A 26,891-nucleotide genomic window follows, 5' to 3' on the forward strand; every position below is an offset into this window, starting at 1 on the left:
TTAGCGCGATGAAATCCTCCCCGTTGTCCGTGCGCGCCGGGTCGTGCCGCGCCGCCGTCGCCGCCGCGGTCGCCGCGCTGGCGCTGGCGGGCTGCGCGAATTACATCGGCATCAAGAGCGACAAGCAGATCGCCCCCGCGTCGCAATTCGAATCCGCCCAGAGCCTGCCGGCCCAGGGCGGCCAGTGGCCGGCGCTCGATTGGGCCAGCCAGTTCGGGGATCCGCAACTGCCGAAGCTGATCGACGAAGCGCTGCAGGGCAACCCGTCGATCGCACAGGCGCAGGCGCGCATCGCGAAAGCCTCGTCGTACATCGAATCGTCGCGCTCGAACCTCATGCCGAAGGCCGAAGCCAGCTATTCGTGGACGCGTGAACTGTATTCGTCGAACGCACTGTTCCCGCCCCCGTACGGCGGCCAGTGGTACAGCGAGAACAACGCGCTTGCGAGCGCCTCGTGGGAACTCGACCTGTGGGGCAAGAACCGCGAGCGCCTGCACACGGCCGTGTCGCAGGAAAAGGCCGCCGAAGCCGACATGCAACAGGCGCGCATCACGCTCGCGTCGTCGGTCGCACGCACCTACAACTCGCTCGCACAGCTCTATGCGCTGCGCGACATCGCGCAACGCGAGATCAGCAACCGCGAGACGGTCGGCAAGATCACCGACGGCCGCGTATCGGCCGGCCTCGATACCAACGTCGAACGCCAGACGGCCCGCGGCAACATCGCGACGACCCAGGCCTCGCTGTCGGACCTCGACGGCCAGATCACGACGGTGCGTTACCAGCTCGCCGCGCTGCTCGGCAAGGGCCCGGATCGCGGGCTGCAGATCGCGGCGCCCGTGATGAACCCGAGCGGCGACGTCACGCTGCCCCGCAACCTGCCAGCCGATCTCGTGTCGCGCCGCCCCGACATCGTCGCCGCGCGCTGGCAGGTCGAAGCCGCGATGCACGACGTGAAGGAAGCGAAGGCCGAGTTCTACCCCGACGTGAACCTCGCGGCCGGTTTCGGCTTCGATGCGTTCGGCTGGGGCAAATTCCTGAACTTCGCGAGCCGCCAGGCGCAGTTCGGCCCGGCCATCCACCTGCCGATCTTCGATGCCGGCGCGCTGCGCGCCCAGCTCAAGGGCCGCTACGCCGATTTCGACCTGTCGGTGGCGAACTACAACCAGACGCTGATCAGCGCGCTGAACGACGTCGCGACGCAAGTCGCGTCGATCCGCGCGGTCGATCGCCAGATGGGCGACGCCCAACGTGCGCTCGACGCATCGACGCGTGCGTACGATCTCGCGGTCATCCGCTACAAGGCCGGCCTGTCGCCGCAACTGCAGGTGCTGACGGCGGACAGCAACCGCCTCGCATCGGAGCAGACCGTGACCAACCTGAAGATGCGCCGGCGCGATATGCAGCTTGCCCTGATCAAGGCGCTCGGCGGCGGGTTCGACGCGACCGGCACGCCGCTCGCCGCGCCCGATGCGGCCACGCCGACCAAACAGGCCGCCAACTGAGCCGGCACCACCACTACGCAGACACTCGAAATAACGGACGGAGAAAATCGCCATGAGCGACCAACAAAACGCCGCCAGCGCGCAGCCGCAGAACAACGGCAAGCGCAAACGAATGATGACGCTGCTCGTCGCGGTCATCGTGATCGCGGCCATCGCATACGGCCTGTACTACTTCCTCGTCGCCCGCTTCCATGAAGACACCGACGATGCATACGTGAACGGCAACGTCGTGCAGATCACGCCGCAGGTCACCGGCACCGTGATCGCCGTGAAGGCGGACGACACGCAAACGGTCAAGGCCGGCGATCCGCTCGTCGTGCTCGACCCGGCCGATTCGCAGGTCGCGCTGCAGCAGGCCGAAGCCAACCTCGCGCAGACGGTGCGCCAGGTGCGCGGCCTGTTCGTCAACGACGACCAGTACCGCGCGCAAGTCGCGCTGCGCCAGTCGGACCTGTCGAAGGCCCAGGACGACCTGCGTCGCCGCGTGGCCGTCGCGCAGACCGGCGCCGTGTCGCAGGAAGAGATCTCGCACGCCCGCGACGCGGTGAAGGCCGCGCAGGCATCGGTCGACGCCGCGCAGCAGCAGCTCGCGTCGAATCGCGCATTGACCGCGAACACGACGATCGCATCGCACCCGAACGTGTTGGCTGCCGCCGCGAAGGTGCGCGACGCGTACCTCGCGAACGCACGTAACGTGCTGCCGGCGCCGGTCACCGGCTACGTCGCGAAGCGCTCGGTGCAGGTCGGCCAGCGCGTGTCGCCCGGCAACCCGCTGATGTCTGTGGTGCCGCTCAATGCCGTGTGGGTCGACGCGAACTTCAAGGAAGTCCAGCTGAAGCACATGCGCATCGGCCAGCCGGTCGAGATGACGGCCGACATCTACGGCTCGTCGGTCACGTACCACGGCAAGGTCGTCGGCTTCTCGGCCGGCACGGGCTCGGCGTTCTCGCTGCTGCCCGCGCAGAACGCGACCGGCAACTGGATCAAGGTCGTGCAGCGCCTGCCGGTGCGGATCGAGCTCGACCCGAAGGATCTCGACAAGCATCCGCTGCGCATCGGCCTGTCGATGCAGGTCGACGTGGACATCAAGGACGAACGCGGCGACCAGCTCGTCAACGCACCGAACACCGTCTACGAGACCAACGTGTTCGCGAAATACGGCGACGAGGCCGACGCCGAAATCGCGCGCATCATCGCCGAGAACACAGGCGGCAACGCGTCGGCGCCGGTCGCGGCGAAGCAGAGCAGCACCGCGAAAATGATGTAACCGTTCCGACTTCGGAAAGGCAATCGACATGGCACAGGCTCCTGCCTCCTACCCGCCCTTGCAGGGCGGCCAACTCGTGCTCGGGACGATCGCGGTATCGCTCGCGGTGTTCATGAACGTGCTCGACACGTCCATCGCGAACGTCGCGATCCCGACCATCTCGGGCGACCTCGGCGTGTCGTCCGACCAGGGCACATGGGTCATCACGTCGTTCGCGGTCGCGAACGCAATCTCGGTGCCCCTGACCGGCTGGCTGACCGACCGCTTCGGGCAGGTCCGCCTGTTCCTCGCGTCGATCATCCTGTTCGTCATCTCGTCGTGGATGTGCGGACTGGCGCCGACCCTGCCGTTTCTGCTCGCGTCGCGCGTGCTTCAGGGCGCGGTCGCCGGGCCGATGATTCCGCTGTCGCAATCGCTGCTGCTGTCGAGCTATCCACGTGCGAAAGCGCCAATGGCGCTCGCCCTGTGGTCGATGACGACGCTGATCGCGCCGGTCGCGGGGCCGATCCTCGGCGGCTGGATCTCGGACAATTATTCGTGGCCGTGGATCTTCTATGTGAACATCCCCGTCGGGATCGCCGCTGCGCTCGCTACGTGGTCGATCTACCGTACGCGCGAATCGACCGTGCGCCGCGCGCCGATCGACGGTGTCGGCCTTGCGCTGCTCGTGCTGTGGGTCGGCTCGCTGCAGATCATGCTCGACAAAGGCAAGGATCTCGACTGGTTCGCGTCGACCACGATCGTCGCGCTCGCGTTGATCGCGGTCATCTCGTTCGCGTTCTTCGTGATCTGGGAGCTGACCGCGGAACATCCGGTCGTCGACCTGTCGCTGTTCCGCATGCGCAACTTCACGGGCGGCACGATCGCGCTCGCAGTCGGCTACGGGCTCTACTTCGGCAACCTCGTGCTGTTGCCGCTGTGGCTGCAGACCCAGATCGGCTATACGGCGACCGATGCGGGCCTCGTGATGGCGCCCGTGGGGCTGTTCGCGATCCTGCTGTCGCCGCTGACCGGTAAGTTCCTGCCGCGCACGGACCCGCGCTACATCGCGACCGCCGCGTTCCTCACGTTCGCGCTGTGCTTCTGGATGCGTTCGCGCTACACGACCGGCGTCGACGAATGGTCGCTGACGCTGCCGACGCTCGTGCAGGGTATCGCGATGGCGGGCTTCTTCATCCCGCTCGTGTCGATCACGTTATCCGGCCTGCCCGGCCACCGCATTCCAGCGGCGTCCGGCCTGTCGAACTTCGTGCGGATCATGTGCGGCGGCATCGGTACGTCGATCTTCCAGACCGCGTGGGATCATCGGAACAACTTCCACCACGCGCAACTGGTCGAACAGGCGAATCCGTACAACCCGACGTTCAATCAGGCCGTCACTCAGATGGGTAATCTCGGGCTCACGCAGCAGCAGGCGCACGGCCTGATCAACAACATGGCCACGCAGCAGGCCGCGCAGCTCGGCGTGAACGATCTGTTCTACATTTCGGCAGCGATCTTCGTGCTGCTGATCGGATTGATCTGGATCACCAAGCCCGAACGCGCGGGCGGCGGCGATGCCGGTGCGGCGGCGTCGGCGGCGCACTGAGCGCTACCCGGCCGCGCATCACCGCGCGATCACGCCAAACAAAAAGCCCGGTCTAATTCGACCGGGCTTTTTTTCATTCTGCGGCGTGCACGTGCGTGCGCCGCAGTGTCATTGCGCCGTCACGACGAGCCGTTCCGGTGCGAGCACGCCATTCGCCTTGCGTGCCACGCCGAGCAATCGCGTTGCGTCGTACACGCGCACGCGCTCGCCGTCGGCCGCGCCGATCGGCTCGAGCGCCGACAGCGGCAGGCGCTGGCCGTGCAGGAACCGCTTCGCGGACGCGTCGTCGAGCCGAATGGCCGGAAACGTGGACAGCAGCGCATCGACCGGCTGGAGCCATGCATCGCGCGCCGATTCGGCAGCATCCGACAGCGCATCGAGCGTCACCGCGTGCTCGAGCGTCAGCGCACCGACGCCCGTGCGACGCAGCATCGTCAGATGCGCGCCGCAACCCAGCGCCTCGCCGATATCCTCCGCCAGCGTGCGCACATACGTGCCCTTGCTGCAGGTCACGCGAAACGTCACGTCGGGCAGCTCGCACGCGAGCAGTTCGAGCGCACGGATCGTCACGTTGCGACCTTCCCGCTCGACGGTCTGGCCGGCTCGCGCATATTCGTACAGCGGCTTGCCGTCGCGCTTGAGCGCCGAATACATCGGCGGCACCTGCACGATCTCGCCGGTGAAGCGCACGAGCGCGGCTTCCACCGCCGCACGATCGCATTCGACCGGCCGCGTGTCGATCACGTCGCCTTCCGCGTCGCCGGTAGCCGTGCGCTGGCCGAGACGCATCGTCGCTTCGTAGGTCTTGTCGGCGTCGAGCAAATCCTGCGAGAACTTGGTCGCCTCGCCGAAACACAGCGGCAGCAGGCCCGAAGCCAGCGGATCGAGCGTGCCGGTGTGACCGGCTTTCTTCGCGAGAAGCAGGCGCTTGGCGCGAATCAGCGCATCGTTGCTCGACAGGCCGACCGGCTTGTCGAGCAGAAGAACGCCGTCCAGCACGCGCCGGGGCACGCGCGGACGTTGGGGTGCTGCATTCGTCATAGGCCGGTCGAGCTCAGTCGTCCTTGGCAGGCGCGTCGGCCTCGTCGTCGTCCTTCGCGCGCGTCGAGTTCGCCTCCTTGATCAGGCGCGACATTTCGACGGCCTTCTCGATCGTCTGGTCGTAATGGAAATGCAGCGTCGGCACCGTATGAATGTGCAGGCGCTTGAACAGCAGGTTGTGCAGGTGACCCGACGCATGGTTCAGCGCCTCCTGCGTCTTGTTCGGATCGCCGGTAAGCGCTGTGAAGTAGATCTTCGCGTGCGCATAGTCCGGCGTGAGTTCCACGCTCTGGATGGTCACGATGCCGATGCGCGGATCTTTGACCTCGCGCATGATGAGTTCGGACAGATCGCGCTGAATTTGATCGGCGATCTGAACGTTGCGATTGGGGGAAGTACGTTTCCTGGACATGATCGATCCGTGATCCGTTTATCAGGATGAAGCGGCGGCCATTTTCGGCACGCCACCATGAAAATGGGCGGGGCAAGCCCAAGCCTGCCCCGCCCATGAGCCGATACGCGACGATTACAGCGTACGTGCGACTTCGGTCACTTCGAAGACTTCGAACTGGTCGCCTTCGATGACGTCGTTGAAGTTCTTCACCGACATACCGCACTCGAAGCCTTGCTTCACTTCCTTCACGTCGTCCTTGAAGCGCTTCAGCGATTCGAGTTCGCCCGTGAAGATCACGACGTTGTTGCGCAGCACGCGCACCGACGACGAGCGCTTGACAATGCCGTCCGTGACCATACAGCCTGCGACCGTGCCGATCTTCGGTACCTTGAAGACCTGGCGCACCTCGACCATGCCGGTGATGACTTCGCGCTTCTCCGGCGCCAGCATGCCCGACATCGCCGCCTTCACCTCATCCACTGCGTCGTAGATGATGTTGTAGTAGCGGATATCGATGCCGTTCGACTCGGCCAGCTTGCGTGCCTGAGCATCCGCACGCGTGTTGAAGCCGATGATGACCGCCTTCGATGCCGTCGCGAGGTTGACGTCGTTTTCGCTGATGCCACCCACCGCGCTGTGCACGATCTGCACGCGCACTTCGTCGGTCGACAGCTTGAGCAGCGATTGCACGAGCGCTTCCTGCGAACCCTGCACGTCTGCCTTGATGATGAGCGGCAGGTTCTGCACTTCGCCTTCGCCCATCTGTTCGAGCATGCTTTCGAGCTTCGCGGCCTGCTGCTTCGCGAGCTTCACGTCGCGGAACTTGCCCTGACGGAACAGCGCGATTTCGCGTGCCTTGCGCTCGTCCGGCAGCACGATCACTTCCTCGCCCGCACCCGGCACTTCCGACAGACCCTGGATTTCGACCGGGATCGATGGGCCGGCTTCCTTCGTCGGCTTGCCGTTCTCGTCGAGCATCGCACGGACGCGGCCGTAGGCCGTACCCGCCAGCACGATGTCGCCGCGGTTCAGCGTACCGGACTGAACGAGGATCGTCGCGACCGGGCCTTTACCCTTGTCGAGCTTCGCTTCGATCACGATGCCCTTGGCCGGCGCTTCGATCGGTGCCTTCAGTTCCAGCACTTCGGCCTGCAGCAGCACGTTTTCGAGCAGATCGTCGATACCTGCGCCCGTCTTTGCCGACACCGGCACGAACGGCGAATCGCCACCGTATTCTTCCGGCACGACGCCTTCCGCGACCAGCTCCTGCTTGACGCGATCGAGGTTCGCATCCGGCTTGTCGATCTTGTTGATCGCGACGACGATCGGCACGCCACCCGCCTTCGCGTGAGCGATGGCTTCCTTCGTCTGCGGCATCACGCCGTCGTCGGCCGCCACCACCAGCACCACGATGTCGGTCGCCTTCGCGCCGCGTGCACGCATTGCCGTGAACGCCTCGTGACCCGGCGTATCGAGGAACGTGATGACGCCGCGCGGCGTATCGACGTGATATGCGCCGATGTGCTGCGTAATGCCGCCCGCTTCGCCCGCGGCAACCTTCGCGCGGCGGATGTGGTCGAGCAGCGAGGTCTTGCCGTGGTCGACGTGACCCATCACCGTGACGACCGGCGGACGCGGCAGTTGCTCCGCATCGGTGGTCGTTTCGCCTTCGACGAGCAGCGCTTCCGGATCGTCCAGCTTCGCCGCGACCGCGCGGTGGCCCAGTTCCTCGACGACGATCATCGCCGTTTCCTGGTCCAGCACCTGGTTGATCGTGACCATCTGGCCCATCTTCATCATCACCTTGATGACTTCCGAGGCCTTGATCGACATCTTGTGCGCGAGATCGGCAACCGACACGGTTTCCGGCACGTGCACTTCACGCACGATCGGTTCGGTCGGCGCCTGGAACGACGATGCGCTGTCCTGGTGACGGCCGCGACCCTTCGGGCCGCCGCGCCAGCCGCGGTCGACGCCGCCGCTCGAATCGCCGCGCGTCTTGATGCCGCGGCGCTTCGCCGCGTCGTCCTGCCAGCCGCCCTTGCCTGCGCCCGGCTTCTTGTTGCGGTCGCCCGCGCCTGCCGGTGCCGCCGTCGTTGCCGGCGTTGCGCCGGCCGGCTTCTTCACTGCCGGGCGCGCCTGCGCGCCTTCAGGCTTCGCCGGCTTGTGCAGCGTGCCCTTCGCTTCGGCCGGCTTCGGCGGCTCGGCCGGCTTCGGCGGCTCGACTGCCTTGACCACGGCCTTGCGCGGCGTGTTCATCATTTCGCGGATCGCACGCGCTTCGGCCTCGGCGGCCGCGCGGCGCTTGCTGATCTCTTCCTGCTCGGCGCGGGTTTTGTCCGCCGCCTCGCGGGCAGCATCCTCGGCCTTCTTCGCCGCTTCGCGCTGCGCCGCACGTTCGGCAGCGGCACGGGCTTCGGCGGCCGCGCGCGCTTCGTCCTGCGCGGACTGCGCACTCGGTGCTTCCGGCTCGGCCGCGGCGGCCTGCTGCGCTGCCGCCTGCTGCTGTGCCGTAGCGGCTTCGGCCGCGGCACGCTTCGCCGCAGCTTCTTCCTCGGCGCGACGGCGCTCGGCTTCGGCCGCTTCCTCGCGGGCGCGACGCTCGGCCTCCTCGCGCTCGAGGCGTTCCTGGCGCTCGCGCAGTTCCTGAGCCTGCTTCTCGAGCAGCTCGGCCTCGCGGCGCGCTTCTTCCTCGCGACGCTTCAGTTCCGCATCGTCGTCCGCTTCGGCGACCTGCGCCTGACCCTGTTCCGCACCTTCGCTCACGTCGTCGCGCTTGACGAACGTACGCTTCTTGCGAACCTCGACCTGAATGGTGCGAGCCTTGCCCGTCGCGTCAGATTGCTTGATCTCCGACGTATGCTTGCGGGTCAGCGTGATCTTGCGCTTGTCGCCGTCGGTTGCGCCGTGCGACTTGCGCAAATGATCGAGCAGACGCGCCTTGTCCGTCTCGGACAGCGCATCGTCTTCACTCGCTTTCTGGACGCCCGCTGCCTGCAGCTGTTCGAGCAGCACACCAGCAGGCATTTTCAGTTCCGCGGCAAATTGGGCTACGTTGTTACTCGCCATTCATTCCTCTTAGTGCAAGGACCGATTCCTTGCGGTTAGCATCGGGTCAGGCCATACGGCCGCCATCAAATCAGTGCGCCATGGTCATTTCTCACTGGAACCAATGTTCACGTGCTTTCATGATCAACGCCTTAGCGGCATCCTCTTCCATTCCGGTCATGTCGACCAGTTCATCTACAGCCAGTTCGGCGAGATCGTCGCGCGTCTGCACGGCGTGTTCGGCCAGCTTCGCGAGCAACTCCGGCGTGATGCCGTCGAGGCTCTTGAGATCCAGCGCTGCGTTCTCTACCTTTTCTTCGTTCGCGATGGCCATCGTCAACAGCGCGTCGCGTGCGCGGTTGCGCAGTTCGTGCACGGTGTCCTCGTCGAACGCTTCGATTTCGAGCATTTCGTTGAGCGGCACGTACGCGATCTCTTCGAGGCTCGTGAAGCCTTCGTCGATCAGGATGTCGGCAACTTCTTCGTCGACGTCGAGACGCGCCATGAACAGTGCACGCAGCCGGTCGCGCTCTTCGCCCTGCTTCAGGGCGGATTCGTCCGGCGTCATGATGTTGATCTGCCAGCCGGTCAGTTCGCCGGCAAGGCGAACGTTCTGACCGCTGCGGCCGATCGCGACAGCCAGTTCGTTCTCGTCGACGACGACGTCCATCGAATGCTTTTCTTCATCGACGACGATCGACTGGACGGCTGCCGGCGCGAGCGCGCCGATCACGAACTGGGCGGGATCCTCCGACCATAGCACGATGTCGATGTTTTCGCCACCGAGCTCGTTGCGCACGGCCTGCACTCGGGAGCCGCGGATGCCGACGCAGGTGCCGATCGGATCGATCCGCTTGTCGTATGCGATGACGCCGATCTTCGCGCGCACGCCCGGGTCACGGGCAGCCGCCTTGATCTCGAGCAGGCCCTGCTCGATTTCCGGCACTTCCATCTCGAACAGCTTCATCAGGAATTCGGGCGCCGTGCGCGACAGCTCGATCTGCGGGCCGCGCGCGGTGCGGTCGACCTTCGCGATGTACGCGCGCACGCGGTCGCCCACGCGCAGGTTTTCCTTCGGGATCAGCTGATCGCGGCGCAGCAGCGCCTCGACGCGGCCCGATTCGACGATGAAGTTGCCCTTGTCGAGGCGCTTCACCGTACCCGTCATGATCTTTTCGCCACGCTCGAGGTAGTCGTTCAGGATCTGCTCGCGCTCCGCGTCGCGCACCTTCTGCAGGATCACCTGCTTCGCGGCCTGCGCGCCGATGCGACCGAACTCGATCGACGGAACGGGTTCCTCGACATACTCGCCGACTTCGACGTCGGGCTTCTGCTCACGTGCTTCGAACAGCAGGATCTCGCGATCCGGCTCCTGCAAGCCTGCCTCGTCGGGAACGACGAGCCAGCGACGGAAGGTTTCGTGCTCGCCGCTTTCGCGATCGATATGGACGCGGATTTCGGCGCCTTCGTCGAACAGCTTCTTGGAAGCGGACGCGAGCGCAGCCTCGAGGGCGCCCAGCACCACATCCTTGTCGACGTTTTTCTCGCGCGCCAGCGCATCCACCAGCATCAACACTTCGCGACTCATTATTTGCGGCTCCTAAAGTCAACTTGCGGAATCAGGCGGGCTTTGTCGATATCGGCCAGCGTGAAATCCAGCATGGCTGCCTCGCCCTTCTTCCCCTCAAATTCCAAACCGATCGTTTCGCCATTCGGCGCGTGCAGAATGCCCCGGTACGTCTTGCGCCCGTCCAGCGGCTTTTTCAAGGTCACGGAAACTTCGCTGCCGGCGAAGCGCTCGAAGTCGGCCAGCTTCTTCAACGGGCGGTCGAGCCCCGGGGACGAGACTTCGAGCCGTTCGTAATCGATGTTTTCGACCGTCAAGACGTGCTGGAGCTGACGCGTGACCTTTTCGCAATCTTCGAGCGAGATGCCGGCAGGCTGATCGATATAGATGCAAAGCATGCCGCGCCCGGTGCGCTCGAGATCCACCAGCTCGTAGCCGAGCCCGGTGACCGTGGTTTCTATCAGTTCCGTCAGTTGCACTGTGTCCTCTCAGGTGTTCGCGCCCGCCGCTCGCGATTACACCCGCGGGCGCGCGCCTTAGCCGGCGCAGGAAGCGCTACCCGAGATGCCTAACCGTTTCAGCAAAAAAAAATGGGCGGAACGCCCATCTTCTTACTGGTGGTCGCACCTGAGCCGCACATTGAATCCGTACGCCCAGCGACTCCGCGATTATAGCGTTTTTTGGCGCAAACGCCAAGCCAGCCGGTAAAAGCAGCGCGTCGGCTGCCTTTACGGACCGAAAATGCGAAATCGGGCTGCCCTATCGACCGATACCACCCTACCGAACCGGTGATCGTCGTTGTCGCGGCACGCGACATGGATGCAGCCGAAATCCATCAATGCAACGCGTCGTGTCGACAAAACCGCCGGACGTCAGCCAGACCGACGAGCCGGCGGCTTTGCGCCGCCGTACGCCAACCAACAGGCGCTTAGCGGCTACGCGTACGACTGCGCTGCGGACGCTGACCGCCGCGCGGGCCGCCGCTGTTGCCGGCGCCGTCGGGACGATTGCCGTTCGGATTGCGGTTGCCGCCGCCCTTGCTGCCGCCGCGCTTGCCAGCCGCGCCATCGCGCTTGGGGCCGGCGCCATACGACGCGCGATTGCCGTCGACTTCGCGACCGCCGCCGGTGCGATTGCCATCACGGCCGCCACCCGCGCGGTTACCATCACGGCCACCGCCCGGACGGTTACCGTAACCGGACGGCGCGACCGGCAGGCTGCCGTAGCCGCTCAAGCCCGGCAGGCCCGGCCCGCCGCGTCGGCCACCGCCGCGGCGCGGCTGATCGAGTTGCCCGTGCGTCGTCAGCACCGGCTCGCGGCTGATGAAGCCCATCGACGTCTGCATCGGATCGGGCTGGCGACGCTCGGTCGGAGCGGCACCGCCACGCTTGCCCTTCTCTTCGGACGGCGCCTTCAGGCCGACGGTCGCCATCAGCTTGCGCACCTGCGCGTCGTCGAGCTCTTCCCAGCGACCACGCTTCAGGCCGCGCGGCAGCGGAATCGGGCCGTGACGCGTACGGATCAGCCGGCTGACCATCAGGCCGACCGCCTCGAACATCCGGCGCACTTCGCGGTTGCGGCCTTCGGCCAGCGCGACGTGATACCAGTGGTTCGTGCCTTCGCCGCCGCCATCGCGGATGCGCAGGAAATTCGCCGGACCGTCGTCAAGCTCGACGCCGTGCAGCAGCTTCTGCCGCATGCCTTCGGCCAGCTCGCCGACGACGCGCACCGCGTACTCGCGCTCGACGCTGTAACGCGGATGCATGAAGCGGTTCGCGAGGTCACCGGAGGTCGTCAGCATCAGCAGACCTTCGGTATTGAAGTCGAGACGGCCCACCGCGAGCCATTTCGCCGTCTTCATCGGCGGCAGACGGTCGAACACCGACGGACGGCCTTCCGGATCCGCGTGGCTGACGATTTCGCCCGTCGGCTTGTGATACAGCAGCACGCGCGGCGGCTTGTTCGGCAGCTTGCGCTTGACCGGCTTGCCGTTGATCCGCACCTGGTCGGTCGGCATGATCCGCTGGCCGATGTGCGCGGGCTCGCCGTTCACCGACACGCGGCCGGCGACGATCAGTTCTTCCATTTCGCGGCGCGAACCCATGCCCGCTTCCGCCAGCACCTTGTGGAGCTTCGGCGCGTCGTCGTCCGGCGACAGCACGCGCTTGTTCGCAGGCTGCTGCTGGCCGCGGCCGCGGCGCAGCATCGGCGCACGCACGCCGCTACCGCCCGCGGAGTTGTCCGCGTCGAAGGCGGGCGACGTCACGTACGCGAACAGTTCGTCCTCGGATGCATCGCCTTCCACGGCTTTCGCCGGGCCGCCTTCGGCCTTCGATGCACCGCGACGGCCCTGGCCGCCCTGACCGCCCTTGGCCGCGCCTTCGCGCTTGCCGGCCGGCTTGCGAGCACCCTTGGCCGCACCTTCCTTGCGCGGCGCACGCGCGGGCTGCGCGTCGGCAGCCTCGACCGGCGGCGCATCCGCGCCCTCGGCACCGGGCTGCTCGCCTTCGGCGCCCTTCGACTTGGCCGCCGCGCGACGCCGCGCGATCAGGCTGCGCGGACCGCGCCGCAGACCGCGGCGGGGACGCTCGTCGCCACCCGCGGCCGAAGCATCCTGCTCCGGCGCATCGTCGGCACGCGCTGCCTGCACGGCAGGCGCGGACGATTCAATATCGTGGATATCTGTCAAAACAACCTCAAAATGTCAGGTCTCGCGCCCGGCGCGGGCGCGGCAAGAAGTTGGCCGCGATCAGGCGCGACGCTGTTTGGGTTCTGCTTCGTCGTCCGGCAGCGCGTCGGCGCCGATGGGCGCACTGGCGCTTCGTACGGCATCCGCGAGACTGTCGGACGTGTCGTCCAGCGTCTCGTCGTCCGCGGAACGGGAACGAGAGGCGTCGGCCCGATCGGCCTCGCCGGGCATGTCGCCGGCCGCTTCCGCTCCGTCTCCGGCAGCCGCTTCGGCGGCCGGCTTGCGATCTTCCTCGCTCCAATCCGCACGCTGCGGCTCGGGCTGCACACCGGTCGGCACTGCTTCGGCGCCAACCTGTTCCGTATGTTCCGTTTGGCCGCGATCAGCATCGAGCGTATCGCGACTCGGAATTTCCTGCGTCGACGCGACGTCGGCCGGCACCTCGGCCGACCGGCCACCGGGCGCTTCATCCGCGAGCGCCTGCGGCACGTCGGCCGCTGCATCGTCGGCCACCGGCACGTCACCGTCGAAATCCATCGCCTGCTGCGCGAGCAGCGCGGCCTCGATGTTCGCTGCCGGCTCTTCGAGCGCCGGCAGGTCGTCGAGCGCCTTCAAGCCGAGATCGTCGAGAAACTGCTTGGTCGTCGCATACAGCGCCGGACGCCCCGGCACGTCGCGATGACCGATCACCTCGATCCAGCCGCGATCCTCGAGTTGCTTGACCACCTGCGTATTGACCGTGACGCCGCGAATCTCTTCGATGTCGCCGCGCGTGACGGGCTGTCGGTACGCAATGATCGCGAGCGTTTCGAGCACCGCGCGCGAATATTTCGGCGGCTTCTCGGGATGCAGGCGATCCAGATAATGACGCATCGCCGGCTTGCTCTGAAAGCGCCATCCGGTCGCCAGCGCCACCAGTTCGACGCCGCGGCCGGACCAATCCTGTTTCAGATCTTCGAGCAACGTGCGGACCGTGTCAGCCGACACGCCGTCGGCAAAGAGCTTGCGCAAATCGCCGAGCTTCAGCGGTTCCTGCGCACAGATCAAAGCAGTCTCGAGGACGATCTTCGCCTCTTGGGTATTCATGCAGCTAGGCCAGACCCTGTGGTCAAACGAACCGGATCAACAAACAGACGAAAGGAACGGAAGACGCGCTCGCCCGATTCTGATCGGTCATATTGATGGGAGCACGAACCGGGGGCGGCGAACCAACTTCAGGCCAGGCCCAAACCGGACGGAACAGCACGGCTCAACGACGGAACCGCGTGACTGAACGCCATATTACGCAAAATTGCCCTGTGCGTAAAGATGAGCGGAACAGGCCGCCGTACGGAGCGGCCGCCCGCTCCGTCCCCGCTTCAGCCGGTGGCCGCGCCGTGCTCGAGGAACCGGCGTAGCCGCTCGACGCCCGCGTCGAGCCGCACCGGATCGCACGCATAACACCAGCGCACGAACCCTTCCCCCTCCGGGCCGAACGCGCGCCCGGGCGCAAGGCCGAGCCCCGCGTCGCGCACCAGCGTCTTGCAGAACGCCAGGCTGTCGGCCGCGCCCGGCAGTCGCAGGAACAGGTACATCGCGCCCGGCGGGGGCGGCACGTCGACGCCCGGCAGCGTCCGCAGCGCGGCGACCAGGTGATCGCGCGCGTCGCGCAGCGCCGTGACGAACGACCGCACGAACGGCTCGCCGTCGCGCAACGCGACCTCGGCCGCGGCCTGAACGAAGCCCGGCGCACACGACGTGTTGTATTCGACGAGCTTCGACAGGTCACCCATCACCGATGCCGGCGCAATCAGCCATCCGAGCCTCCAGCCCGTCATCGCCCATGCCTTCGAGAAGGAATTCACGACCACGACGCGCTCGTCGCGGGACGCGATATCGAGAAACGACGGCGCGCCGCCCTCGTCGAATGCAAGCCGCTCGTACACCTCGTCGGCGACCAGCCAGATGCCGTGACGACGGCAATGAGCGAGCACGGCCCGCTGATCGTCGCGCGACATCGTCCAGCCGGTCGGGTTGTTCGGCGAATTGATCAGCAGCATCCGCGTATCGGGCGTCAGCGCCGCGAGCAACCGGCCGACATCGAGCTGCCAGCCCGCGTCGCCGTAGCCGAGCGGCACGCATTCGACCTGCGCGCCGAGAATCTTCGGAATCTCGACGAGATTCGGCCACAGCGGCGTGACCGCGACGACACGCTCACCGGGCCCGACCAGCAACTGGGCAGCCAGCATCAGCGCACTCACGCCTGAACTCGTCACGGCTACCGTGTCGGCCGCCGTCGCGCCATGACGTGCGCCGACATAGGCCGCGATCGCGTCGCGCAGCGGCGCCGTGCCGAGATTGTGCGTGTAGAAGGTCGCGCCGTCGCGCAGCGCCGCCGCCGCGGCGTCGCGGATGAAGTCCGGCGTCACGCGATCGGATTCGCCGAACCAGAACGGCAGCATGTCCGGGATGCCGAAGCCGGCATTGGCGACCTCGCGGATCAGCGACGGACGCAGCGCGTGCACCGCGGCGCGCGCCGCCGGCTCGTCGTTCGCCGGGAAAAGACCTGCGGAATGCGTCATCGAGAACCACCGCCCAGGAACACGATCCGCGTAGTGTACCGGCCGGCAAGCCGGACCGGCACGTCAGTCGAGATCCTCGGCCCTCGCCGGCATCTGCCGCACGAGCTCCCAGATCGCCTGTGCGGCGGGCGACAACGATCGGTCGCGGCGGCGCACCAGTTCGACGGTGCGTTCGGTGCGCGGCGTGAGCGGCCGGGCGACGAGCGTCGAGCCGGCGGGCAGCGGCAGCGACAGCCACGGCTGCACGCTCACGCCGACACCGGCCTCGACCAGCCCGAACACCGTCGCCGAATGCCCGAGCTCCTGCATGACCGTCGCGTTGACGCGATGCGTGGCCAATGCCGCATCGATCAGCGGCCGGCTGCCCGACGCATGATCGAGCAGCACGAGGCGCTCGCCGTCCAGCGCCGTCCACGGCACCTCGGCCCGCGCCGCGAGCGGATGGTCGGCGCGCGCGACGAGGCAGAACGAATCGGTCATCAGCGGCTCGCAGACGAGATCGGCGACCGCCAGCGGCCCGATCACGACACCGAAGTCGACTTCGCTCGATTTCACCTTGCGCAGCACGTCGCTCTGCACGTCGTCGCGCAGGCCGAGCGTCACGAACGGGAACTGGCGCTCGCACGACGCCACCACGCGCGGCATCAGCCTGCATGCGATCGTCGGGCTTGCCGCGACGATCACGCGCCCGCGGCGCTGCTCGCCGATCTCGCGAATCTCGCGCAGCGTGTCGTCGAGATCGTCGAGCAAGCGCGACACGCTCGCGATCAGGTTCGCGCCGACGTCGGTCAGCTGCACGTCGCGCGTCGTGCGGTCGATCAGCTTCAGCCCGAGTTCGGCCTCGAGTTCCCGCACGCAACGGCTGACCGCGGACTGCGTGAGTCCGATCTCGTCACCCGCCCGACTGAAGCTCTTGAGCCGCGCGACTTCGATGAATACGCGAAGCTGGCGCAGCGTGACGTTCATGTCCCAACCTCATCAATCGTCCATATCGATGCGTGATTTTAATGTGCGAAATCGGCGTCGGCGAGCGAATCCGGCACCCGTCGCACATGTTTCGCTGCGGTGCAATACGTTCGCAAACGCACGTGACGTGGGCGAATTGCACAAGATTGGTGATTGTCCCGATTTGCGCACGGGTTATTTTGGCGTCTTATACGCCCCTAGCTGACTTAGCCGTTAGCTCGCTGCCAAGCGGCTCTCGAGGGATTCGCCTCCGACATGGCACGCTTCGTGCATTACCTGGCGCACAGGGTGCAGGTTTCGTCGGACGGAAGAGCAGAAACGCCGCTGCCGGCCAACCGGACGCCCCCACCCGGCACTCGACGATCGAGTGCTTGAAGAGTGCGCGGCGCAGGGCAGCGCACCGGAGTTAGCTTCGCTGAGGTGAGGACATGATGCTGTTCGACGATTTGAGAGATAACGAGTGGGCGCTGGTCGAGGGTCTGTTTTGCTCGGAGCCCGCACGGAGTGAGCGGCGCGGCCGTCCCCGCGTGGAAGCCCGATCGGTGGTCAACGCCGTGCTGTGGGTGCTGTCGACGGGTGAAGGCTGGTCGAAACTGCCGGGCCGCTATCCGTCCCCGCCGACCTGCCGCCGTCGCTTCGACGAATGGCAGGCGGACGGTACGCTCGCCGAAATCGTGAAGCGACTCGGCACGAGCGGCCGGCAGATCTCGCTGCGCGGACGCATCGGCGCCAGCGCGGCGAAGCCGCCCGCCCCGCCGAGCCGCGACCGGCTGCGCGGCGCATTCTGGACCAATCCGGAATCCTGGCGCGCGCCCGTCAAGATGGCGTAACGAATGCTCGATCGGGCGGCTTCGGCCGCCCGGTTTCTTTTCCGCGACGCGATCTTTTCGCGACGCATGCCTTGCCGTCGATTGTCGTTGTCGTGCCGCGAAACAACTATTTACCAATATTTACAGCACGCCTGCACTCCCGCGCTTACCTTAGCGAAATATCAACAGGCCGCACTGACGGCTTGAAGGGAGTCCCGCCATGAAAACAATGTCACTGCTCGTTGCATGCGGCATTGTCGTTTCCGTGGCGCTGAGCACCCCCGTCCATGCCGATGATCGCGCGAAGCCGCCCCATCGTCAGCAGGATCACCGGAACACCTTTCGACAGCCTCCGTCCGCGAACCCGTCCAGCCGGCAAACCGTGCCGCGCGGCGACCTGCGCGGCGACATCGCCAGCAACGCGCGGGCGCGAATCGGCTCACAGCCGCCTGGCGTGCCGCGCCATCCGTAACCCTGCCGATTTCGAGATTCCGCCAAAGAAAATGCCCGCATCCGGGAACTGCGCCGCAAGCGACGAGTCACATCGTTGCCATGAGCACAGCGTGGCAGCAGCAAAAGTATCCGGTACGCCCGTATCCTCGCGATACGGGCTTTTTTTTGCATCGCCGGCCTGCGCGGCGATGCACGAGACGGGAGGGAGAACCGCTACAGGCGGCTTTCGAGAATCGCCACGGCACTCGCTTCGCTCAATGCGTAGTCGTCCATGCGGCGATCGGTCCAGGAAAGTAATTTCTCGTCGCGCTCGAGGCGCGCGAATTCGGCTCGGCCGCTGTCGGTCAGTATGGCGATGTCGACCGGTGCGTGAAAGCCCGGTGCGGGAGCAACGGTTTTTTGCCTGACCGTGTCCATCAGCCCGAGCGAACGGAGATACTCGAACACGCCCGGGCGGCGTGCCCACGGTACCTGGCGGTACTGCACTCGTCTCAATGCGTCGAGCACCGCTTCGTTGGAATACGTGGCCATCTCGATTCTTTCTTAAAGTGCAGCGACAATGCGAAGCGGCGAGCCGGGCGGGGTCTCCGCCCACCGAAACCGCCACCGATTCTGGAGGCCGACGTTGTTCGGCGTCGCGTCAGGGCCGTATCGTCAGCCGTCCATAAAAAGACACCATACCCCAATCAAATTGATTCTGTTCGATTCATTTGTACTTCTCTTCATCGGTTTCATGCTCTGCCGCAACCAGCGTCGAACCATTTCCATCGCCGCCGCCGCGCTGTTCTGGCTGCTGGCGACGGGCTGGCTCGCGGCGCCGCTGATCGCCTGGACCGAAGCCGGCGTCACGCCGGTCGAGCACCCCGACATGCGCGGGCGAACCACGCTGATCCTCATCGGCGCCGGCACGCGCCGTACCGACACGGGATTGCAGCCGCCGCCCGACGGCGTCGCGCGCATCCACAAGATTGCGGCGCTCTATCGCACCTGCCGGCAGCAGGCCGAACGCTGCACCGTGCTGATGTCGGGCGGCGACCCGCAGCATCACGGCGACACCGAGGCGGCCGTCTACGGGCGCCAGCTCGTCGCGCAAGGCGTGGCGCCGGCCGACCTCGTGCTCGAACCGAACAGCCGCACCACCTACGAAAACGCGAAATTCACTGCGTCTATACTACGCTCACAGTATGACGACACGCGCGTTCTCGTCACGTCGTCGTATCAGATGCGCCGGGCGCTGCTCGATTTCCGCCGTTTCGGCATCGATCCGCAGCCCGTTTACGCGAATCTCCGACGCGCGCAGACGGGCTGGCTGCCGCGCTGGCGCAATCTGGCCAACGCCGAGCAGGCGCTGCACGAGCTGGTCGGCATCGCGCAATTTCACGTGTATCGTTGGCTCGGCTGGTTTTGACGACCCCGCGAAAATCGCAGCACCGCGCTGGATGGCACACGCGTGACGAAGTGCGCGAAGTGTTGCGCGACTTCAACGGGGCCTTGCGTCGTGCGGCGATCCGGTGCACATTGATCCGTCACTTTTGTTACACTCGACACGCACTCGATTGCAGTCGCCAGACAAAACGGCACACTCGGGTTCATCACCACTTAGCGGAGGTAAAGCAATGAAGAAGACGTCCCTGGCTATCCTGGTAGCGATGTCGGCGCTGACTGGCGCAGCGTATGCGCAAGAGAGCACGCAGATCCAGACCATCACCGATCCGGCCAAGATCGCCGAGATCGAGCAGCGTGCACAAGCGCTGCAACAGCAGCAAGCGGCCGAAGCGGCTCAGCCGGCGGCGCAGGAAGAGCATCACCACGGCAAGAAGGCTGCGCATCACAAGGCAGCAGCGAAGAAGGCCGGCAAGAAGGCGAAGGCTGCAGACGCTGCCAGCCAGTAAGTTCGGCGGCACCGCACCAGCGACAAGCCGAATCCGGGCAACCGGGTTCGGCTTTTTTGGTTGCGGCGCCCGCGCGCTGTGCTAAAGTCGCGCACCGAAATTTTCCACCCGTGCGCACCCCGGTGCGGAGGACAGCATGAGCAACATTCAACTCGACATCGAGTGGACCGAAGCCGCCACTCGCCAGATCAAGCAACTGATGCCCCGCGGCTCGGCCGACGCGTTTCTCGCGCTGCCGCCGATCGAGTGCCTGCCGATGGAGGGCGACGTGCTGTTCCTCGGCCCGCAAGGCAAGCAGCAACCGTTCATCGTTGCCGAGCGCCAGTATCACCATGACGGCGACGCCGACTGGACGATCATCCTGATCCTCGACGTACCCAGCACGTCGCACTGACGCGCCGCCGCGACCGGACACGTCCGGTCGCCCCACCCGGCTCGACTCAGACGAGCTTCGACAGCACGCGGATTTCGGAACGTTCGATCCAGTCCGCGGCCGCTTCGCGATAAGCGAGAATATGCGTGGAACGCGCATGAGCGGCCAGCGCCTCCTCGCTCTCCCAACGCTCGACGAATACGAACCGCGCGGGCTCCTTCAGATCCCGGTGCAGGTCGTACTGCAATGCGCCTGCTTCATTGCGGGTCGGCCCCACGATTCCTTCGAGCACGGCGCGCAGTTTTTCCTCGGCGCCCGGCTTCGCCACGATCAGCGCCACGACTGCAATTTCGGCCATTCCCGCTCCCTTCATTCGAAAAAGATCGAGAATACGCGAATCCCGCGCCGCGCATCGGCTACGCCGGGCCGGCATGACGACGGCACAAAAAAAAATAGCCCGCGCTTCAGAGAAGCGCGGGCGAAACCGTCGCCCTACGAGGATAGGCGACGGGGCCATCGGGATCCGCACGCTGGCGCGGATCGTCATCTGTTGCGCCGACGCGTGTCGCGTCGACATGTGAAAGCGTCGATACCGTTGTTCGGGCGCTCGCGGCGCATTCCCCGGACTCTGACGCCGTCCTCCCTGTTCTAACGATTCCAACCTATAAAGCAGGTTGCGTGCCAGGCATCACGCAACCGACATTCCATTGATTTATAAGGACAATTTTTTAGATCGGCGACAATGTGACACTTGGTTTGTCGCCGTAACGCCCTGATGTTACGTAACGTCACGCGGCGGGGCCGAACCACTCGAACACCCGCACGCGCCGGCGAGCGGCCATGAAAAAAGCCCGCCGGATGGCGGGCTTTTCAAGGGGGCGGGAAACGCCGGGATCAGCGGAGCTGATTCACGAGCAACCCCATGATCTGACGAGCCGGCGACGACGTATCGATCGCACCCGCATCGTCGACGACCGCGACGCGCGTCTGATCGGCCGTGAGCGCCTTCACGTTGACGCGATACTGCTTCGCCTGCTTTTCCTTCTTGCCGTGGAACAGCTGGCTCCAGAAACCCTGCTCGGCCGAACTCAGATCCTTCGGATCGACGTAGCGCACGAAATACAGGCCCTTCGAGCGATCGCGATCGTCGACCGTGAAGTTCGCGCGATCGAGCGCGAGACCGACGTGCAGCCACGACCGGTCGTACGGTTCGCCCAGCGTGACTTCGGACGGCACGGCCGCTTCAGCCGCATCATTGCCTTGCGCCGACGTGCGCGAGACGTTCTGCGCGGCGATTGCCGCCGCGGCCTTCGACGACGCGTCGGCATCGGCCTTCTTGTCCGTCGGTACCGCGTTGTCCTTGATGTTCGCGATCGGAGGTTCGCCGTTCTTCGCGCGTTGGTCGTTCTGCGCCAGCACGGCCATCAGCCGCTTCAGGTATTCCGTCTCGAGCGCCGGGTCGTTCGGCTTCGGTTCCCACTTGCTCGAATCGTTGTTCGCGCCGGTGATCGCCTCGCGCATCCCCTTCTGGCTGATGAACACGTAGGTGCCGCCGTTCGGCGCCGAATCGAGACGCGTACGGTACTTGTTGCGCTCGGCCGTCACGTACGAATTGCCCATCGCCTTCGAGATCACGCTGCGGATCAGGCCGTCGTTGATCTGGGGATGGGTTTCGTTCCAGTCGGTTTCCATCACGCCCTTGTCGCGCTGGTCGACGACGAGCAGGAAGCCCTGCTCCTGCCAGAAACGGCGAACCTGCGGCCAGATCGCGGCCGGCTGCTTGCCGTCGATCACGAGCCAGCTTTCGGTGCCGTCGCGCTGGATATGCATGCCGGTCACGGCCGGCGCGACGGTGTCCAGCGCGGGCGCGGCCTGCTGGACCTGCTTGAGCGCGGACAGGGAAGTCGCGCCGCCCTGGGGCGGCAGCGAACGCTGATCGGCCGTCTCGTCGAGCATGTTGGGCGGCACTGCGAGCGACGCTTCTTTCGATTTCGAATCGCTCTTGTAGTCCACTTTCGTGGGCGACGACGTACCGCAACCGGCGACGAGCGCGCCGGTGGCGAGCACTGCAGCGAACCGCATGGTAAGACGAAGATCAGTCATGTTCGGGGAATCCTCTTCCGCTAAATCACGGCGCTTTCCGTGGATCAACCTTGCATTTTACCGGGGCCGCGCTGCGATGTGCAAAAAAGCGACGGCCAAGAAAAAACCCGCGTCAGCTCAAGCTGACGCGGGTTCTTGTCTGGTCGGGGCGAGAGGATTTGAACCTCCGACCACCTGCACCCCATGCAGGTACGCTACCAGGCTGCGCTACGCCCCGAAAGAAAAAAATTATAACAGACAGTTTCCCGATTTAGAACGGGCTGCATGCATTTTGTGAATGTTCTCGTGAAATTTTTTGGCGCGATGGCGCCGATGCAAGCAATCCGCGACACCCGTCCTACCTCTGCGTTACCGCTTGCGCGCGACGCAGATGACCGTCAGGCCGGCGACGCGATTGAAGCGGAACATCGGCAACTCGATGCGGCAGACCGTCTTGAGCAAGCCGTTGACGAACGGATGATGACGACGCAATTGCGACACAGGCTCGCGCGGATGCGAACGCACCCGCTCACCCAGCCGCAATGCGGCCGCGAGCGGAAACGTGAGGCCGAAATAATAGGCACCGTGCTCGACGTCGAGCCCCGCACGCCGGGCCACCTCCTCGAGACCGCCCAGCGTATACCTGCGCTTGTGCTCGAGGAAATCGTCGTGGCCGCTCCACAGGAACTGGAACGCGGGAACGGTGATCAGGAAGCGGCTGCCTGGAGGCGCGCCCTTCACATACTGCGTCAGCAGCCCGACATCGTCGTCGACATGTTCGAGCACGTCCATCAGCAACACGAGATCGGCATCGAATCGATCGACGGAGCGCCGAAAGTGGATGGGCTTGCCGGCCGCCTCGCCGTCGCTGTCGTCGGCGTAGCTCGTATCGACACACCACGCTTCCGTCGCCTGCGTGCGCTCGAGCAGATGCTTCGAGAAAAAGCCGGAACCCGCACCGACGTCCAGTATCCGGTTCGCGCCCGACGCACCCAGGAACCGGCGAATCGCGCTCGCCTTCGACGCGTAGTACCAGTGATCGCCCACCCCCGCACCCAGTACGTCGACTTCCTTCAGGTCCATGGCGCTTCCCCGTGATGGCTGCCGTGTCGTGATATCGAACCCGCCATTGATGCCGATCTTACCTCGCCCCCATCGTCGATCGTATCCGTCGATGCCCGGGGGCCGCACCGCCTGGGCATCGGGTGAAACCCGCGCCGGCCAAGGCCTGCAGCGGGTTTTCACGGCCGCTTCAAAAGACGCCGACCGTCCGCCCGAACAAACCAAACGACCGTTTGATCCAGCCGTCCATCCACCGCGAATCCATTGTCTGGCCGCCCGCCGGCGCGCCGTGCCCGGGCGCCCGTTGTTTGGTAACGCCGCTCTAGCGCGCTATGACACACTGCACGGCATCGACGCTCGCGCCGTGCAGTGGCGCGCGCCGCCGTCGATCAAGACAAGACATGGAGACAGACGATGCGGAATGCGGTCCGGCGCGGCCATCGCTCGCCTTTGGCAATTTTCGACTGGTTTTCCGGCCTGCGACGCCCGGCCGCCCGGGAGGCCCACCTGACATCCCGTGCGTTCGGCTGCGGCGCGCTGGCGCTCGCGCTGCTCTGCGCCGGCTGCGCGGAATCGGCCGCGCAACGCGACAGCAACCCGTCCATCGCGTCGACGAAAATCGAGCGCACCAAGGCCGAGCTGCTCGCGCGCGAGCAGCAGATCGCACGTACCGTGCCGTCGCTCGCATCGATCAGCCTCACGCAACCGCGCCCGTTCACGCTGCGCGACTCGGGCCAGAACGGCGCGATGACATTCCTGCGCGACGTCGATTTCCGCATCGTCAACAACCTCGGCTTCTTCATCCATCAGTTGTCGGCCACGCTTGTACCGACGCAAGCCGGCGCGCCGATCGTATTCGACGATCCGACGAGCTTCGAAATCGACGTGCACGAAGGCACGGTCACGCTCGACAACGCGAAGCTGACCGCCCTCTTCAACACCTACATCTTCGGCTATCGCAACGCGCCGCTGCGCAAGCTCGCGGTGTCGGCCGGCGACGGCGTGATCCATCTGCAAGGCGAGATGCAGCGCGACGGCTGGGTACCGTTCTCGCTGACCGGCACGCTCGCGATCCGCGACGGCAGCCAGCTCGTGTTCCATCCGACCGGCGTGCGCGTGTCGGGCATCAACGCGCAGCCGGTGATGCGCGCGGCCAACGTGAAAATGGCCGACCTGCTGAAGGTGCAGACGCCGATCGCGCAACTCGCCGGCGACGATCTCGTGATGGCGGTCGACAAGCTGATGCCGCCGCCGCGCCTGAAGCTCACGATCACCGCCGTGCGCGTGACGCCGGCGGGCCTCGACCTTAAGCTCGACGACGGCACGCATGCCGGCTTTGCGATGCCCGCGAATGCGCCTCAGCAGGCGATGTTCATCCGCGGCGGCGACGTGAAATTCATGCGTTCGATGCCGATGAACGCGGACATCCTGATCGGCCCGATCGACCCGTCGAAGCGCGACCAGACGTTCGTGTTCGACCTGTATCACTATCGAGACCAGGTGTCGGCCGGCTACTTCAACTTCGACGAAAGCGGCGCGATGGCGATTCGGATGCCTTCGTATACGGGGCCGGCCAGCGGCACGCTGCTCGGCAACGCCGCGGCGCGCCTGAACGACAGCTTCCTCACAGCGCAGCAGAATACGCTGCGCGACGTGCGGCAGCACTGGGAAGCATACGCCCTCGCGGCGGACGCGATGCGGCCCGGCATGCAGAAGGTCGCGATGCGGCGCACGTCGACGACGCCGTTCAACGAACGGCATGTGTCGAACCGCAACCCGACGATCCATCTGCGCAACGTCGACTTCAACCTGTCCGGCGATATCGGCTTTCATGTCGAGGATCTCGACGTGGAACTGGTGTCGAAGCGTCCGGGCGAACCCGTCGATCTCGACGACCCCAACCAGTACGACATCCGCATTCTCGGCGGCACGGTCGTCGAGTCGTGGAAGGCGATGTCGGCGCTCTTCAACAACTACCTGCTCGACTATTCGCCCCGTTCGCTGAACGACCTGCAATTGAGCGCGGACGGCCAGGACCTGCGCGTCCAGGGCGGCATCAAGCTGTGGAATCACGTACCGGGCGTCTGGCTGCCGACCGACATGAAGGGCTCGCTGACGGTGCTCGACGACCGCCACCTCGCATTCAAGCCGTCGCAGGTGTCGGTGCTCGGCATCCCGCAGGCGACGCTGCTGCGCTCGCTCGGCATCGAGCTCGCGTCGCTGACGCCGTTGCAGCGGCGCGGCGCGGAACTGCGCGGCGACACGCTCGTGCTCGACCAGTACACGGTGTTCCCGCCGCCCGTGCTGAACGGCAAGCTCGGCCAGGCGACGGTCGAGCGCGACGGATTGCGCCTCACGTTCCGGCGCGCAGCGGGTGCGCCCGCGCCGAAGCGGCCGCAGATCGACGCGCCGAGCTACATGTGGATGGAAGGCGGCGACATGAAGATGTTCAACGTGCTCGAACTGAACGTGCGCGCGCTGATCCGGAATTCGGCCGAGGCCGGCCCGATGCGATTCGACCTGTACGGGTACCGCAGCCAGGTCGCGCAGGGCTCGGTGCGGATGTTGCCGGACGGCACGCTGGTCGTCGACATGGGGCAGAAGAATCCGCTCGCGTCGCGCTGATCCGCTTGCGACACACGCATGAAAAAAGCCCGGTGGCATGTGGCCAACCGGGCTTTTCGATGCATCCTGCGCGCCGTGCGCTCAATCGTGTTTCAGTCCGTCGATCACGTCCAGCAACGCCTGCCGCAACGCGATGACGTCAACCGTTGCGCCCGGCTTGCCCACCTCGCTCGCGTCGGCGGCCCGCGCATCGGATTTGACCGGCTCGCCCGCAGCCCGGCTGCCGGGCGAATCGAGCCGGTTGCGCGCGCCGTTGATCGTGAAGCCCTGCTCGTACAGCAACTCGCGAATCCGCCGGATCAGCAGCACTTCGTGATGCTGGTAATACCGCCGGTTGCCGCGCCGCTTCACCGGCCGCAGCTGAGTGAATTCCTGTTCCCAGTAACGCAGCACATGCGGCTTGACCCCGCACAGCTCGCTGACTTCGCCGATCGTGAAGTAGCGCTTCGCGGGAATCGGAGGCAAGACGACTTTCTCAACCGTAGTGGTCATCGTCGGTTAACCGTCGGTAAGGGGTGCGCGGCGGCCGCGCGGGGCGTGGGCGCGCGGTATTACTCCGCGCCGTTTTCGACCAGCGCCTTCAGCTTCTGGCTCGCGTGGAAGGTTACCACCCGGCGGGCCGCGATCGGAATCGCCTCGCCCGTCTTCGGATTGCGGCCCGGACGCTGCGGCTTGTCGCGCAGCTGGAAGTTGCCGAACCCCGACAGCTTGACGCTTTCGCCGTTTTCGAGCGCGTCGCGGATCACTTCGAAAAACGCCTCGACCATGTCCTTCGCTTCACGCTTGTTCAGCCCGACGCTGTCGAACAGCAGCTCCGCCAGTTCCGCCTTCGTCAGCGTCGGCGTCTCGGTGGACGCCGGCGCCGAAGCGTCGCGGTTCATCGCGCTGCGTTGCGCCGTCAGGAGGGCTTCGAATTCACTCGAGGTCATGTCGTTCATATCTGCCATACAGCGCGTTGAATCAAAACTT

General features: G+C 65.6%; 23 protein-coding genes, 1 tRNA gene and 1 pseudogene. 9 read left to right on the plus strand and 16 right to left on the minus strand.

Annotated elements, in window-relative coordinates:
* The first annotated feature begins 8 nt into the window (after positions 1 to 8).
* The 3 genes from HWX09_RS01890 to HWX09_RS01900 are packed head-to-tail and all read left to right on the plus strand — an operon-like array spanning position 9 to position 4,360.
* The gene (locus tag HWX09_RS01890; protein WP_027784276.1) at positions 9 to 1,505 is read left to right on the plus strand and encodes an efflux transporter outer membrane subunit; all 1,497 of its coding nucleotides are present in this window, start codon (positions 9 to 11) and stop codon (positions 1,503 to 1,505) included.
* A 52-nt stretch (positions 1,506 to 1,557) separates the two neighbouring features.
* Complete coding sequence (locus HWX09_RS01895) at positions 1,558 to 2,772, plus strand: HlyD family secretion protein (RefSeq protein ID WP_027784275.1); 1,215 nt, start codon at positions 1,558 to 1,560, stop codon at positions 2,770 to 2,772.
* Between the two features lie 28 nt (positions 2,773 to 2,800).
* A complete protein-coding gene (locus HWX09_RS01900; protein WP_027784274.1) occupies positions 2,801 to 4,360 on the plus strand; it encodes a DHA2 family efflux MFS transporter permease subunit in 1,560 nt (519 codons plus the stop codon).
* A gap of 108 nt (positions 4,361 to 4,468) precedes the next feature.
* Here the strand turns inward: HWX09_RS01900 and truB are convergent, their stop codons facing one another.
* From truB to HWX09_RS01945, 9 genes are all read right to left on the minus strand, one after another.
* Positions 4,469 to 5,401: a tRNA pseudouridine(55) synthase TruB gene (gene truB / locus HWX09_RS01905; RefSeq protein ID WP_027784273.1), complete on the minus strand. Its 933-nt coding sequence runs from the start codon at positions 5,399 to 5,401 to the stop codon at positions 4,469 to 4,471.
* A gap of 13 nt (positions 5,402 to 5,414) precedes the next feature.
* The gene (gene rbfA, locus HWX09_RS01910) at positions 5,415 to 5,813 is read right to left on the minus strand and encodes a 30S ribosome-binding factor RbfA (RefSeq protein ID WP_027784272.1); all 399 of its coding nucleotides are present in this window, start codon (positions 5,811 to 5,813) and stop codon (positions 5,415 to 5,417) included.
* A gap of 114 nt (positions 5,814 to 5,927) precedes the next feature.
* Entirely contained in the window at positions 5,928 to 8,864 is a 2,937-nt protein-coding gene (infB, locus tag HWX09_RS01915) for a translation initiation factor IF-2 (RefSeq protein WP_027784271.1), read from the minus strand.
* A gap of 91 nt (positions 8,865 to 8,955) precedes the next feature.
* Positions 8,956 to 10,431, minus strand: a complete 1,476-nt coding sequence (nusA, locus tag HWX09_RS01920) for a transcription termination factor NusA (RefSeq protein WP_006495348.1) — start codon at positions 10,429 to 10,431, stop codon at positions 8,956 to 8,958.
* Positions 10,431 to 10,889: a ribosome maturation factor RimP gene (rimP, locus tag HWX09_RS01925; protein WP_011351796.1), complete on the minus strand. Its 459-nt coding sequence runs from the start codon at positions 10,887 to 10,889 to the stop codon at positions 10,431 to 10,433. Before rimP ends, nusA begins: the two co-directional genes overlap by 1 nt.
* A 449-nt stretch (positions 10,890 to 11,338) precedes the next feature.
* Complete coding sequence (rluB, locus tag HWX09_RS01930) at positions 11,339 to 13,099, minus strand: 23S rRNA pseudouridine(2605) synthase RluB (protein ID WP_027784270.1); 1,761 nt, start codon at positions 13,097 to 13,099, stop codon at positions 11,339 to 11,341.
* A gap of 60 nt (positions 13,100 to 13,159) precedes the next feature.
* Positions 13,160 to 14,185, minus strand: a complete 1,026-nt coding sequence (scpB, locus tag HWX09_RS01935) for an SMC-Scp complex subunit ScpB (protein WP_027784269.1) — start codon at positions 14,183 to 14,185, stop codon at positions 13,160 to 13,162.
* 272 nt (positions 14,186 to 14,457) lie between these two features.
* A complete protein-coding gene (locus HWX09_RS01940; protein ID WP_027784268.1) occupies positions 14,458 to 15,660 on the minus strand; it encodes a pyridoxal phosphate-dependent aminotransferase in 1,203 nt (400 codons plus the stop codon).
* A gap of 63 nt (positions 15,661 to 15,723) precedes the next feature.
* A complete protein-coding gene (locus tag HWX09_RS01945) occupies positions 15,724 to 16,626 on the minus strand; it encodes a LysR family transcriptional regulator (protein ID WP_027784267.1) in 903 nt (300 codons plus the stop codon).
* A gap of 431 nt (positions 16,627 to 17,057) precedes the next feature.
* On the opposite strand from HWX09_RS01945, the pseudogene HWX09_RS01950 reads away from it, so the two are divergent.
* A pseudogene (locus tag HWX09_RS01950) lies at positions 17,058 to 17,444 on the plus strand (transposase); the annotation flags it as partial.
* Positions 17,445 to 17,655: 211 nt separating this feature from the next.
* Positions 17,656 to 17,907 carry a hypothetical protein gene (locus HWX09_RS01955; protein ID WP_027784266.1) on the plus strand — a complete coding sequence of 84 codons (252 nt, stop codon included), beginning with the start codon at positions 17,656 to 17,658 and terminating at the stop codon, positions 17,905 to 17,907.
* A gap of 194 nt (positions 17,908 to 18,101) precedes the next feature.
* Here HWX09_RS01955 and HWX09_RS01960 read toward each other — a convergent pair whose 3' ends face one another.
* Positions 18,102 to 18,419, minus strand: coding sequence for a hypothetical protein (locus tag HWX09_RS01960; protein ID WP_027784265.1), 318 nt, complete (start codon positions 18,417 to 18,419; stop codon positions 18,102 to 18,104).
* Positions 18,420 to 18,579: 160 nt separating this feature from the next.
* On the opposite strand from HWX09_RS01960, the gene HWX09_RS01965 reads away from it, so the two are divergent.
* The 3 genes from HWX09_RS01965 (at position 18,580) to HWX09_RS01975 (ending at position 20,174) form a co-directional block, all read left to right on the plus strand.
* On the plus strand, positions 18,580 to 19,296 hold the full coding sequence (locus tag HWX09_RS01965) for a YdcF family protein (RefSeq protein WP_027784264.1): 717 nt from the start codon (positions 18,580 to 18,582) through the stop codon (positions 19,294 to 19,296).
* A 208-nt stretch (positions 19,297 to 19,504) separates the two neighbouring features.
* Positions 19,505 to 19,780, plus strand: a complete 276-nt coding sequence (locus HWX09_RS01970) for a hypothetical protein (RefSeq protein WP_006486101.1) — start codon at positions 19,505 to 19,507, stop codon at positions 19,778 to 19,780.
* A gap of 136 nt (positions 19,781 to 19,916) precedes the next feature.
* Positions 19,917 to 20,174: a hypothetical protein gene (locus HWX09_RS01975; protein ID WP_011351788.1), complete on the plus strand. Its 258-nt coding sequence runs from the start codon at positions 19,917 to 19,919 to the stop codon at positions 20,172 to 20,174.
* A 46-nt stretch (positions 20,175 to 20,220) separates the two neighbouring features.
* Here HWX09_RS01975 and HWX09_RS01980 read toward each other — a convergent pair whose 3' ends face one another.
* The 4 genes from HWX09_RS01980 to HWX09_RS01995 all read right to left on the minus strand — a co-directional run bounded on the left by HWX09_RS01980 (position 20,221) and on the right by HWX09_RS01995 (position 23,318).
* Positions 20,221 to 20,511, minus strand: a complete 291-nt coding sequence (locus HWX09_RS01980; protein WP_027784263.1) for a putative quinol monooxygenase — start codon at positions 20,509 to 20,511, stop codon at positions 20,221 to 20,223.
* A 536-nt stretch (positions 20,512 to 21,047) separates the two neighbouring features.
* Positions 21,048 to 22,256 carry an outer membrane protein assembly factor BamC gene (gene bamC, locus HWX09_RS01985; protein ID WP_027784262.1) on the minus strand — a complete coding sequence of 403 codons (1,209 nt, stop codon included), beginning with the start codon at positions 22,254 to 22,256 and terminating at the stop codon, positions 21,048 to 21,050.
* 140 nt (positions 22,257 to 22,396) lie between these two features.
* A tRNA-Pro gene (locus HWX09_RS01990) sits at positions 22,397 to 22,473 on the minus strand.
* A 131-nt stretch (positions 22,474 to 22,604) separates the two neighbouring features.
* The gene (locus tag HWX09_RS01995; protein WP_027784261.1) at positions 22,605 to 23,318 is read right to left on the minus strand and encodes a methyltransferase domain-containing protein; all 714 of its coding nucleotides are present in this window, start codon (positions 23,316 to 23,318) and stop codon (positions 22,605 to 22,607) included.
* 393 nt (positions 23,319 to 23,711) lie between these two features.
* On the opposite strand from HWX09_RS01995, the gene HWX09_RS02000 reads away from it, so the two are divergent.
* On the plus strand, positions 23,712 to 25,922 hold the full coding sequence (locus HWX09_RS02000; protein WP_027784260.1) for a hypothetical protein: 2,211 nt from the start codon (positions 23,712 to 23,714) through the stop codon (positions 25,920 to 25,922).
* 81 nt (positions 25,923 to 26,003) lie between these two features.
* On the opposite strand, the gene HWX09_RS02005 is transcribed toward HWX09_RS02000, so the two are convergent.
* Positions 26,004 to 26,414 (minus strand): MerR family transcriptional regulator, encoded by a 411-nt coding sequence (locus tag HWX09_RS02005; RefSeq protein WP_027784259.1) that lies wholly within the window; start codon positions 26,412 to 26,414, stop codon positions 26,004 to 26,006.
* A gap of 59 nt (positions 26,415 to 26,473) precedes the next feature.
* Positions 26,474 to 26,860 (minus strand): integration host factor subunit alpha, encoded by a 387-nt coding sequence (locus HWX09_RS02010; RefSeq protein ID WP_006486093.1) that lies wholly within the window; start codon positions 26,858 to 26,860, stop codon positions 26,474 to 26,476.
* Positions 26,861 to 26,891: the final 31 nt, after the last annotated feature.

Source organism: Burkholderia sp. BCC1208 (assembly GCF_902833095.1).
Taxonomy (GTDB): Bacteria; Pseudomonadota; Gammaproteobacteria; order Burkholderiales; family Burkholderiaceae; genus Burkholderia.